Here is a 13594-nt window from a genome sequence, read left to right as displayed (position 1 = left end):
TATAACTACACATTTTTTTATTTTCCGACAATCGCCCAGTATAGTTGAAATTTCCATCCCTATTCTGTTCCTTACTCTTATTTCAAACAATTCAATTGCTTTCCTACGAGAAAGCCTAATAAATATTTACATCTTACGAGTTATATTAAAATTCAGATCTTATTTTAATTCAAACAGAACAATTCCCTTAATATCTCTTGATGAACTTCCAATAACCGCTTCAAACTTGCCCGGTTCGGCCACCCATTCGTGTTTGGCATCATCAAAGAAGCTCAATGCTTTCTTATCAATCGTCAGCGTTACCGCTTTCTCTTCTCCCGGAGCCAATTTCACTTTTTGGAAACCTTTCAACTCTTTTACCGGACGAGGGAGAGAGGATTTCTTATCACTGATATAAAGCTGAACAACCTCCTGACCTTCACGAGTGCCTGTATTCTTCACATTGACTGTGAAAGAAATGGTATCATCTACAGTCATTGTTTTCTTGTCGGCCGAGGGTTTTCCATAGGCGAAAGTAGTGTAGCTCAATCCGTGTCCGAACGGGAACAGCGGTTTGATTTTCTCTTTATCCGCCCAGCGATAACCTACGAAAATATCTTCCCGATAGATTTCATTAATGGTGTCTCCTCTATGTTTAGACTGTGCCAGTTCTTCTTTATTACCCGGATATTCGCCCAGTTTATGAGCACCTACATCTTCCAGTTTTGCAGGGAAAGTGAAAGGAAGTTTTCCTGAAGGATTAGCGTCTCCCACCAATACGGAAGCAAGAGCTGTTCCGGCTTCCGACCCCAAGAACCAACCTTGAACAATAGCAGGCACTTCATTCACCCAAGGCATGGCCACAGCATTGCCGGAGATATTGACAACAATCAGGTTTTTATTCACCTTTGCCAGTTCGCTTATCACTCTATCCTGCGCGTATGGCAAACCCAAAGAGGCACGGTCCGAATCTTCACAATCCTGATGATTGCTCTTGTTCAAGCCACCGAAGAAGATAACATAGTCGGCATCTTTAGCCACTTGCAAAGCCTCTGCGAGCAGTTCATCTTCCGAACGGTTGTCCTTCAAATCCTGACCGGTTTTCACACCGTTATACTCTCCTGTCGGATCGCCTACATACCCACGGGCATATACCACTTCCGCTTTTGAGCCCACACGGCTTTTCAGTCCATCTAACGGAGAAATCTCATATTTCACTTTCAAAGAAGAACTACCACCACCCACAGTCATCATCTTTATCGCATTTTCACCGATTACTGCTATTTTCTTCGTTTTATTCAAATCGATAGGCAATACGTTACCGTTGTTCTGCAACAATACAATGCCTTCTTCTCCAATCTGACGTCCGGCTTGTCCGTGCTCGGGAGAACCTAAAGAGCCGAACGGTTTGTGCGGATCCATTGAAGTACGGAATATCAGACGAAGGACATTACTAACCTTTTCGTCCAGTTCCTTTGTTCCTACTTTACCCTCTTTTATCAGTTTCAGGTAAGGGAAAGCAAGGTAATAATTATCATACGCATTTCTCGTTCCGGCAGACAGTCCGTTCGTCCAGGAACCAAATTCCAAGTCCATACCATTGTGAATAGCCTGTTCGGTGTTGTGCACACCTCCCCAGTCGGACACTACAACGCCATCAAATCCCCATTCATCACGAAGAATATCTTTAAGCAGACGTTTGTTGTGACAAGCGTGCTGTCCCTGATAAAGATTATAAGAGCCCATAATCGACCATGTTCCACCTTCCTGAACAGCCGCTTTAAAAGCAGGCAGGTATATTTCATAAAGAGCACGATCACTCAATTGCACATTGGTGGTATGACGGTTGAACTCCTGATTGTTCAATGCATAATGCTTCACACAGGCAGCTACCCCGTTCTCTTGTACACCTTTGATGTAAGGAACCACCATAGTGGCGGATAGATACGGGTCTTCTCCCATATACTCGAAGTTACGTCCGTTCAAGGGAGTACGGTAGATATTCATACCGGGCCCCAACAAGATGTCTTTCTTGCGATAACGCGCCTCTTCACCGATACTTTTCCCATAAAGATGCGACATTTCGGGATTCCATGTAGCAGCAAGGCACGTCAGTGCCGGATAGGCAATACAGGAATCGTTTGTCCATCCTGCCTGATCCCATTCATCCCACAACACTTCCGGACGGATACCGTGAGGACCGTCGGTAGCCCATACTTCGGGAATTCCGAGGCGGGGAACGCCTGCCGAACTAAATTTAGACTGTGCATGAATCATCTTCACCTTTTCTTCAAGAGTCATCTGGTTCAATGCATCTTTCACTCGCTCTTCGATTGGTCTATTCGTATCCAAATAAACGGCAATATCGGATGTTTTTCGTTCTTGATCGCTAAATGAGTTTTGTTGTCCCATTACGATTGGCATACTCATACAAAGTATCCCTAAAATTGTCATTTTTCTTTTCATATCTATTGTAAATGATGTGTGACCTTCATACCAATATGTATCATGCCTACAAATAAACACACTTATTAATAAATAAAAAGCGAATATTTTGTCTAAAAAAGACAATATTTTACTTTTTAACCATTTCACCACTTATCTAACTATTTTATTAGTCGCTATATATCCTAAAATCTGTTTGTCCTTCTTTTCGATATCCAGTTTATCGCTTAATTCATATAAAATATCCCAATCATTTGCTTCTCTTCAACGTCAGCACCGGTAAGAAAATAAATACCCCGATTACGGACATTATCAATCCACCGATAGTGCCTGCCGCCAATGGGAACCAGAACCCTTCTTTTTCCACTCCCACCATGAAAGGGATAAAGCCCAGGATAGTGGAAGCCACCGTCAGGAAAATAGGAATCACTTTCGTGTTCCAGGCTTTCACGTAAGCCCGGAGCGGTGAAAGACGCGGAAAACGCTTGCGGATAGAATTATATTCATTCAGGATATAAATACTCGCATTTACCGTAATGCCGCAAAGCAGGACAAAGGAGGCAAAACCGCCCTGATCGAAGTTCAGTTTGAACCAGTAGAACGTCAGGAATACGCCGATATAGGATACCGGAATCACAAAGATAATCGCCAACGGCTGTTTCAGAGAATTGAACAGAATACTTGTAATAAAGAAGATGATGGCAATCACTATCAGGAGCAGGCGATACTGCTGGTTGCCCTTTCCACCCCATGACCAGTTGTTTTCTTCCGATTTGGCGGTATATCCCATCGGAAGAAGTTCGTTAAACTCTTCCAGGTCTTTCTTCAACAGTTTGTTTCCCTGTTCCGAAGAGCCGATATACTCATATTGCAGGCATAATCGATACTGCTGGTTCTCCTTCGCCACTTCCTGCGGCATCTGTCCTTTTTCTACGGTTGCCAATTCCGAAAGCTTATACTCCTTACCGCCCGCCTCGAAAGGGTAATACTGCATCGCCCATACATCCCTCTCTTCCGACTGCCGCGAAGATAGCTTTATCTTTTCCGTGCCCTCTTCCGTCACCACCGAACCGATTTCCATATTCCGCCCATATACCGGACGAATGGCGGAAAACAGTCTCCCGGCTCCAATCCCTTCCTCCGCCATCCGCCGTTTGTCCAGATTGAAATAGAATTCCATATAATCATCCTTCCACCAGGAGAAATCGGAACCGATGGTCACTTCCCGGATACGGCGGTGGGACAAAAGCTTTTCTTTCAGTTGCTCGGCACGGGCATACAACTCGTCATAATTGTACCCGTACATCTTCACCCGGAAGGAGCCCGCATTCTCACGCACGTTATTGCTGAATCCCTGATCCTGCAATCCGTAGATGCTCCAGTCGCCGCCACCCAATTGGAGCACCTTGCCGATCATATTGGCTTTCAGCGTATAGGGGAAACCGCTTTTCTGATGTTCTTTCGTGAAATAAATATGAATGGATGCCCTGCGGGCACTCTCCACAGACGTCTGGAACTGCCTGATTTCCTTAAATCCGCTCAGATAGACCTCCATCTTCTTAACCAGTGTGTTCATCTGTTCCAGTGTGCTGCCATTCGGCAGATTAGCATTGGCATGAAGCACCACCTCTTCATTGCGGGTAAAGTAACTCCCCTCATATACCTTTTGCACAAACAGCCTTAACGTTCCGCCCAGTACCTTGTCCACTACCGGTTTCACCTTTTCCTTATAAATGGAAGTACCCAGCGTCTTATTATAAACTTCCGCCCACTTGTCATCCCCTTTCATCTTTTCCGGCAACAGGAATACCGGCAATCCGAAAGCCAGCAATAACAGTATGCAGACCGCCACCCGCCAACGACAGAGAATCCGTATCAGCCACCCGTAAAAACGGCTGAAATAAACCGGAACACGCCGCATTTTCGAACGTATCCACACAAAGGGACGCACGCTGCCCATCCGTCTTCCGAGTTTTGAAAGAGATGTTTTCTTCCGCCGTTCCAGTCCGATTTTGTCAATCAGGGAAGGGACAAACAACAGGGCGACCAATAATGAAACTCCCAGATTGATAATCACCACAGCGGCAAAATCCTGCAAATTAAGACGTATCTTCTCATCCAGGAAGAAGATGATAGCCAGTGCCCCTATCGTTGTCAACGTAGCTGCCAGCACGGACATGAACGCCTTCCGGTTCCCGCGCCTCAGATAGTGGTCGCTCATCACAATGGTATTGTCAATCACAAGATTCAAAGAGACGGTGATGCCTGCCAAAGAGTACAACTGCATTTCCAATCCGAACGCATAATAAAAAATAACGGCTATCGCCATATTGACGGACAGGCTGACTACAATCAAAAACAGATATTTGGGACTGAAAGTAATCAGCAACACAAACAGCAGCAGAATGGCTACCGTCACTCCCGTACGCAGATAAATCTTGTTCAGTTCTTCCTGAATAAACTCCGTCGCGTCATAACTGGTGTGAATCTCATACCCCACCGGAAGCAGCGACCGGATACCATCCATATACGCTTTCACTTCCTTGCTCAATGCCAACTGGTTAGCCGTTTCTTCCGCCACGACAGACAGGTAAATCGAGTTCAGCCCGTTAATCCGGTAATAGCTCTGCGGCTGCTCTTCCACACGGGACACCTTCACCAGCTCATTCAGGCCGATAATTCTCCCGTCTTTCATCTTTACCTGTATGCGTCCCGCATCAAAATCCCAACTTTCCGGTTCGAAGTCTTTGTTTTCAGATTCGGGAACCAGTGCCAGACGTATCCACTGCCTGTCCGAAGCGCCCTGTTCCACATCATAAGTACCCATGAACTCTTTCTGATAATGCAACCGGACCGCCTCGCGGATATCATCCGTACTTATCCCGAGTGTACGCAACTGTTCGGAATCATACTCCAACCGCCACTCCATCGGGGTAGCACCACTAAGGTTAATCTTATAAATCCCCGAAAGCTGTGCCAGGCGTGTTTTTATATGTTCTTCCGCGTACTGCTGAATCAATACAGGCGTAGCGGGCGCATTAATTGTAAACGTCATGAAAGGAGACTGGCTGTTCTGTCCCGGGCTCTGCATCTGAATATACGGGTAGCTCACCCCGTCCGGCAGTTCCGGCCACGTCTGACGGATAATGGTAGAAGCCTCAAAGCGGGCGACTGCCGCATCCACATGTTTATCCAAATTCACGCTGATACTTCCCCACCCGTTTCCCGAAGTGGAGTAAATTCCCCGAATCCCTTTCACGCGGGCAAGCATCGCCTCCAGTTTACTGGTAGCCGTCATCTCCACCACACGCGCCGAAGTGCCCGGCATGCTGAAACGTACCGTGAAGCCGGGCAGCGTCCGTGACGGGTTCAGTTTGACAGGCAACAGGGGAACAAGCGCCAGCCCGACCAACGCCACACAGACAAAAGCCACAATCAGCGTAAAGGCAGAAGCCTTCGGGGATTTATTTATTTCAGATTCCATAATTTGCATCATCGTTATTGCACCACGGATTACACAGATTCTCACAGAGTATTTTCACCTATTCTATCTGTAATACTCAATCATGAATATGCTTCTTAATGAATATTTTTTATCTGTGTAAATCTGTGGTGAACTCTTTTATTTATCATTTAACCAACTTCCCCCCATTGAAATCGAACCTGTCCGAAAGAGAAAGCTTCGCAGCAAAATCGAACAGGGTAAGCCGGCGTATCTTGTAATAATTCAGCCAGTAGTTCTGCAAGGCTGAAATATAATTCCGCTGTGCCTGCTGCTGCCTATTGAGTGAAAGTGTCAGGCTGTTTATATCCGCCTTGCCGATGATAAAACGCTGTTTCGTCTCATTATAAGCAAGTACAGACAAATCCAGCGCCTCTTCCGCGCTTGCTATCAACTGCTGCTGGATATTGAAATCGCTCACTGTCATAATCACTTCCTCTTCGATACTAATCTCATCCTGGCGTGCCGAAATCTTCACCACGTTCAGATTATTGCGCGCCATATTATACTTGCCTTTGCGGACACCCCAATCCAGTAACGGGATAGAAACACTGACCGCCACCAGGTCCTGCTGCATCGGTTTATGATACACATCCCCGAAATTATCCGCCACCTGATTGAAACCGACGCTCGCATTCACACTTGCGTTGAAACGGGATTCTTTCTTTGTCTTGTCCACATTCCGCTGCGCTTCCAGTATATTCTGCTTCAATTCCAGCAATTGGGGGTTGTTGCTTCTCCCCCAGCTCAAAGCCTCATCCACCGGAATCTTTATCATGCCCGGACGGGAAGGGAGTTTCAGTTCGATTTGCGTATTCTTATCCAGATTAAGAAAAGACGCTAAGGAGAACATCGCCCGTTTCAGGTCGCTTGCCTTGTTCTGAAGAGTGTTCTGCGCGTTGACACGGTCCAGTTTCAATGTCAGTAGGTCGGCTTGTGAGATGGCGGCTATCCGGTGGCGCTGCTGCCCGATGCGGTAAAGCGTATCGGTGGAAGCCAGGTTGTCCTTTGCCAGTTTATATTCAGCCTGCACCATGGCGAGGGAAAAGAAATAGTTCGTGGCCGTTTCCGAGACTTTCTCCACATTATAAAGAAACTCCTTCTTCACGCGCTCGTATTTCAACGGTTCGATTTTCCGCTCCCACTTGAAAGGGTTGTATCCTACCAGGCTCTGCGAATATCCGAGCCTTATAGGGACACTGGTGAGTTGTGTCGCGCTGTTATTCCCGAAGCTGCGCATATAGGCAAGGTTCGATTCCAGGTAGAATGTACCCCCGGTCAGGTCGAGGTTCTGACGTACGCTCAGACCGCCGTAGGCGTAAAAAGACTGCTGCGTGCGGTACACGTCGAGGTTGGAGCCCGAATCATAACGTTTCGTTATATCCCGGTTATATTGTGCCGGGGTCAGGTCCAGCGTCAGGCTGGGAAGGCGGTTTGCCTTGTATGTCCGGTATTCCCAATAGCCGGAGAGGTACATGTTCTGCGTGCGGAACGACTCCAGGGAGCTGTCGTTGGCAAGAGCGATCGTACGCTCCAAGTCGAGCACAAGGCGCTGCTGCGCATGCAGCCCTTGCAAGCCGGTGCAGGAGAAAAACAACCCGGCAAGCAGGCTGTTATGAATGAGACGGAATGGATGGGTCATGGTTATCATCTTTTTATATAAGAGTTATCAATGTTACAAACAAGAGGCATGGTTGTGCCAGGTAATGAATACGATAGTGCCAAGCTATGGGAACTGTTGTGCCAAACTATATGAAACAACCGTGCCAAGCTATGGAAACTGTTGTGCCAAGCTATACGAACCAGAGTGTCAAGCCGGAGGCACTGCCTTACGGCGGTAAATGAACCAGTAAAGCAACGGTATGATAAACAGGCTCACTGCCGTGCCTACCGACATCGTCCCTATCATGGCAATGGACAACGGCTTTTGCAGTTCCGAACCCATATCCGAAGAGAACAAGAGCGGCACCATGGCGAAAACCGTAGTCAGCGAGGTCATGATAATGGGACGCAGGCGCCTGCGTCCGGCTTCATGGATGGCTTCCAGCAAAGGGACACCTGCTTTACGCAGTTCATTGATTGCGTCCAGTTTCAGGATAGAGTCATTGATGACGATACCGCAGGTGACGATAAGCCCGATGGCTGACATCAGGTTCAACGTATGCCCGCAAATCCAAAGCAGCAGAAGCGCGAATGCAACGTCTATCGGAATTTCCGCCAGGACAAGCAGGGGTTGCAAAAAGCTCTCGAACTGTGCCGAAAGGATGAAATACATCAGCAACAGGGAAATCAGGAGTATCACCACCAGTTCGTCCAGCATTTCCCGGTTCGAGAAGAAGCTGCCGGAAAACCCGGTATCCCACTCCCCTGTATTTCCGGCTACCTGCTTCACGTCTTTTATCAGCCTGTCCGCATCGCGCACTCCATAAAAATCGAAAGGCACAAATTCCCCGTTACGCCCGGCAGTAATACTTTTCAGGTCTTCGGCAGGAGTTACCTTTACCAGTTCCCGGAGCGGGATATATTCTATATTGCCCCGGTTATCCGGCTGTGTCTGTACCAATGTCTCCTGCAAGACCCTGTTCACGGTTTTCTCATTCCCCGCAATAGTAATCGGAAGATACTGCTGGTAGGAATGCAGCATAGTCACGCTGTTCTCGCGGAAAGCCGTTTTCAGGACACGGTAAAGTTCATTATAGGAGACACGGTAAAGCAACAGTTTTTCCTTGCTGATGCTCAGGTTCAACTGGTTCTCAAAAGCGATGCCCGTAGGATTGATTCCGGTTTCTACTGTCAGTTCATGTTCCAGTTTGCGAATCGTTTCCGCGACAGGAGCCTGCGCCCTGTTGCGGGCATAAAATTCGGCTACGATATCCGGCTCGCCCGTTACAAAAAGTTTCTCGAATACCGTCTCCGGCGGAGAGAAAGAAATGACGGAGAGCGGATAACGTTCTTTCAGCCGTCGGTATATCTCCTGTTCCAAAGGAGCAATCCCGCCGGAAGTCTCCGTCCGGAAATAAAGTTCCGCTTCGGAAGATGAAAGCTCCCTTTCCCGGTTCAGGATAAAATCCTGCCTGCCGACAGAAGCCGTCTGTTCCAGGGAGCAGCCGTCCAGTTCCTTAAAAAGTTCGTCCACACGCTTCCTGTTTTCATCCACGTGGATATTCTCATTCCATTCTATGCGGACAATCAGTTCGTTTTCTTCGATATCGGGCATCCGCTCCTTGTCTATAAAGAAAAAGAAGAATACACAGAGCGGAATGGAAATGACGCAAAACAATACGCTGGACGTTTTATGACGGAACACCCAGTCTACTCCGGCATCATAGAAACGGTCCAGTGTATGGTCTTTTACCGGGTTATTGAATTTAAAGGAGAGCCATTTCCATTTACGGGTATGGATACCTGTACGGTAGACCAGCAGATAAAGGACGGGAAGCAGCATGATACCTGTAAAATAAGACACCATCAGCCCTACCGTGACGGAAAAAGCCTGGTCGTAGAAGATAGCTCCGGCAATGCCGCTCATAAAAATCAGGGGAGCGAATACGGCGATGGTGGTCAGCGAAGAGCTCAGCATGGGCGTCACTACTTCACTTGTCCCTGTGATACAGGCACGTCGCAGTGAATATCCCCGTTCGCGGTATTGCGAAATATTCTCGGTCACGATAATCGAACTGTCAATCATCATTCCCAAAGCCAGAATCAATCCGGCAAGGGAAATGATATTCAGTGACATATTACAAAGGTAGAAGAATACGAAACTGATTACGATGGAAACCACCATGCTGAGCCCGATGACCAACGGGGATTTCACGTCACCCAGGAACAGGACTGCTACCAGGCAGATAAAGAGGAATCCTAAAGAAAGGTTCTGCTGCAGATTGGAAATCGTGAAGTCCAGCAGTTCCGTCTGATTACGGCTGATACTGAAATCAATATCCGGATATACCCGCTGGAAATACTCCATCGTTCCTACCAGGGAGTTCTTCATCTTGTCCATATTCTCATCCGCCTGCTTGATGACAGCCAGTGTCACCGCACGCTTTCCGTTCGACAAGGACACGCCCTTTTCCTTCACTGGCACGATATTTACCTTGCAGAAATCCTTTAACTGCACAATGCGGTCGCCCTTACGCAGATAGATATTCTCCACATCTTCCGCCGTACGCAGCAATGTCGAGAATTTGATATTATATTCGTAGTACCCGTCACGTACCGTCATACTGCCCGGTTCTACATTGTTGGACGACAGGGCGGACTCAATATCCCCGATGGCAAGTCCCATCATGGCAAGCTTGTCCTCGTCAGGCACAATCTGTACCTGACGTTCCACCAGTCCGGTCACGTCCACCATAGCCACTTCTTCGAGCTGCTCTATCCTGCGCTTGATAACCGATTCGGCAAATTCACACAAGTCAAGAAAGGATTGCTGTCCCGTGGTAGTGCTATAAGCATTGTCATTCTTCAAGGTCAGGTTCAGGTAGAACACGGGAATATCCGTTGCGCTCGCCTTGATGACTTTCGGACGTTCCGTTTCTTTGGGGAGATAGTTCATTGCGGCGTCTATCTTCTCATTGACCTCGATAAAAGCAAGGTCCGTATTAGTGCCGAACTCAAAAGACAGGCGGATGATACCCGCCCCGTCCCTCGATTCGCTATGAATATCCTTCAAGGTGGAAACTTGAATCAGTTGGCTGCGCAAAGGTTTCACAATCGTGTTTTCCAGTTCACGGGCGGATGTATTGGCGGCAGAAACCTGTACGGTAATCTCCGGAATGGCGATATTCGGAAGCAGCGATATCGGCAGTGTGGAATAGGTAACCAGGCCGATTATAAAACAGGCGGTGAAAGCCATCAACACGGCGATAGGACGCTGGATTAAAAATTTTATCATGCTTACTTTAGTTTTAGGCACGGATTACACGGATTACGCTGTTGCTTTATACTATCACAATTCTAAAACCGTGTAATCCGTGCCTTTTTGATTATCTTACATTTACTTCCGCTTCATGCGCCAGATTCAGATTCCCGGTTACAATAACCGTGTCTCCTTCCAACAGACCGTCTTCAACTCCTTTCCGGGATTTATCAGAAACAATGTATTCCGTTGCATTCTCCAGTCCCGTATGCACATAGTTCCACATGGCCTTGCCTTTTTCCAATGTAAACACCACTTGCTTGCCGGAACGCAATACCACAGCCGTCTTGGGAATCACCAACTGTTCACCCAAGTTCCGCCTGACACTGACCCGCACATTCATACCGCTGAACAGCTTGCCTTCACCGTTTACGTCAGCCTTTACCTTTACCATTCCATTGGTATCCACCAACGGATTGATTTCGGATACACTACCTTCAAAAGAACTTTCTCCGGCATAAGGAATAACCGTCACCTTATCTCCTTTTTTAATAAAGGCAAGCTCATTCTCCAATACGGTAAATTCAGCTTCCAGCCTTTTGGTATCAAGAATAGTACAGAATACTTCCGAGGTATTGGCCGGGTTATAAGGCTTCGAAAAAAGATTAGCCACCACCCCGTCAAAAGGCGCGGTAAGCGTTGCATGTTCCGTCTCCCTTTTTGTCAATTCGTACTGGGATTTCGACTGCTCATAACCGCTCTTCACTTTCGCAAGTTTCATTGTCTCCACTGGAACCTTACTGAAATCATCCGGCGTATATCCCTGCCCGATAAGCACATCTTTCAATTCGAGTTCAGCTTTCAACAAAGCGTCTTCCGCCTGGGAGAGTTTCTGCTCCAGACGGAATTTATCCAATTCCGCCAGTTTCTGTCCTTTATGTACACGGTCGCCATTCTTCACATAAATACGGGCAATGACTTCACCCGTTTCAAAACGCAAATCGGCTTTACTGCGGGCATTCACCTTGCCGTTGCTTACCAGTTCATGGTCAAAATTCCGCTTCTTCAGAATTTGGGTAGTAACTTCATTCTTTGCGGCAGGAAGAACGGTGGTCACTCCTTTCTCCTGTTCATCAGCACTATTTTTCTTGTCAGAGCAAGAGGTGTTTACTCCTAATGCCAAACATAACAGTAACCATATACATTCGTGTTTCTTCATATTTATTGGTTCTTTTATTTCAATAATTTCTTTACTTCCTCTCTCATTTCATAATCCTCTCTGTTTTTTATTTTATCCGCAACTTAAAGATGACAGGATTATCATCATCATTAAGTTCATCATAAAGACTTTTAAACGCTTGTCTATCTTTATTATTCGCAAAAGATTTACTTAAATAAATTACCTCCCAAGACTTTCTAAAAGAATAAGTGGACTGGACGAGATAAAAGTTATTATTCCATCAGAACCACTAACGCTTCCGTCAACCCATATTTCCATAGTACATTCTTTCGGATTATTAGATTGATCAGGGACATAATAATCAATAGGAACATTTTCTGCCCAGCCAAGTTTCTCTATATCTAACAAAGTCAATATATCCTCATTCTTCTTAGAATTTGAATACTGAATTACAAATAAATATATTGCAACAAGCACAATAATATTTAAAATTTTCTATTCCATAAAATGATACAATTTATACATAATTACACATTCTGTTCTCAAATTAATAAAGTGTTTTTATCCTTCATTTTATCCTACATCAAACGCCACTTCCTTTATTTAATTATAATCATTTCAATTTCTTTCTAACCCCCAAAGAAAAGCATTAACAGAGAGACTTGAGAACAATATTCTGTCTAAAAAAGACAAAATTCTGTCATATCTCCTATTTTCTACATTTCCTCCTTTATCTGACTTTTTTCAGAATCCGCTCCCAACGGATTTTTCCTGAATATTTATCTTCCGAATACCAGATACGGACTACTTTACCTACAATATACTCTTCCGGTAGCATCCCCCAATAGCGCGAATCTTGCGAATTTGCCATATTGTCACCAGCAACAAAATAATAGTCTTTTTCAAAACGATATTGTGTAATCGCACTATCCCCCAACAGAATCCGTCCGTCTTTCAAAGAGAGTTTTTTCTTCTGTTCCCAGTCTATCAGCTGCCTATACAGAAAGAAACTCGTACGGTTCATCACTACCTTCCGCCCCTTTTCGGGAATTGCCAAAGGTCCGAATTCACAGACAGTCCATCCTTGCTGTTCATCGTAAGGAAATGCATCCACTGCAATGCCGTATTGTTCCGCATGTTCCAACTTCTCAATATACCGTTCGTCTTGATTCCCCAACCTCTCGCCACAGCCACGTACCTTATATCGCCCTCCCCGAATCTCCAACGTATCTCCCGGCAAAGCAATACACCGTTTCACGTAATATCGCATAACATCCATGCTGATACTGTCCCAACGATTCTCCGGATAAGGAAAATTGAATACCAGCACATCATTCCTCTTAAAATCACCAAAACCGGGTATCCGATAGATATCTACGTCTTTACCCTCGACAGCCGCAAATACATCAAACAGCCGGGCCCCCTTTATCATCTTATTAACCAGAATGTAATCGCCATTTACCAATACCGGCTCCATCGACTCGGAAGGAATTCGAAATGAAGTATAACAAAACACCTGTACAAAAAAGAATAATAACACCAAATAGCACACTCCTGTAAACAGTTTCACAAACAATGTCAGCAACTTCTTTATAACAGCAAGAAATCTATCCATATCGCACTTCTT

The 13594-nt window shown here is 46.0% G+C and carries 6 protein-coding genes; all 6 read right to left on the bottom strand.

From position 1 onward, the window contains the following. Positions 1-159: 159 nt before the first annotated feature. Entirely contained in the window at positions 160-2391 is a 2232-nt protein-coding gene (locus tag ACGHVY_RS06125; RefSeq protein ID WP_390599654.1) for a glycoside hydrolase family 3 C-terminal domain-containing protein, read from the bottom strand. 283 nt (positions 2392-2674) lie between these two features. Next, the gene (locus ACGHVY_RS06120; protein ID WP_390599653.1) at positions 2675-5917 is read right to left on the bottom strand and encodes an efflux RND transporter permease subunit; all 3243 of its coding nucleotides are present in this window, start codon (positions 5915-5917) and stop codon (positions 2675-2677) included. Positions 5918-6053: 136 nt separating this feature from the next. Further along, positions 6054-7568 carry a TolC family protein gene (locus ACGHVY_RS06115; protein WP_390597847.1) on the bottom strand — a complete coding sequence of 505 codons (1515 nt, stop codon included), beginning with the start codon at positions 7566-7568 and terminating at the stop codon, positions 6054-6056. A 168-nt stretch (positions 7569-7736) separates the two neighbouring features. Then, a complete protein-coding gene (locus tag ACGHVY_RS06110; protein ID WP_390597844.1) occupies positions 7737-10823 on the bottom strand; it encodes an efflux RND transporter permease subunit in 3087 nt (1028 codons plus the stop codon). Positions 10824-10914: 91 nt separating this feature from the next. Next, the gene (locus tag ACGHVY_RS06105) at positions 10915-12006 is read right to left on the bottom strand and encodes an efflux RND transporter periplasmic adaptor subunit (RefSeq protein ID WP_390597843.1); all 1092 of its coding nucleotides are present in this window, start codon (positions 12004-12006) and stop codon (positions 10915-10917) included. Positions 12007-12697: 691 nt separating this feature from the next. Continuing rightward, entirely contained in the window at positions 12698-13582 is an 885-nt protein-coding gene (lepB, locus tag ACGHVY_RS06100; protein ID WP_390597841.1) for a signal peptidase I, read from the bottom strand. Between the last annotated feature and the right edge of the window lie 12 nt (positions 13583-13594).

Source organism: Bacteroides sp. f07 (assembly GCF_042854785.1).
In the GTDB taxonomy this organism is placed as follows: Bacteria; Bacteroidota; Bacteroidia; order Bacteroidales; family Bacteroidaceae; genus Bacteroides.
Note: the sequence above shows the minus strand (reverse complement) of the source record. Positions and strands in the feature narration are given on the sequence as shown.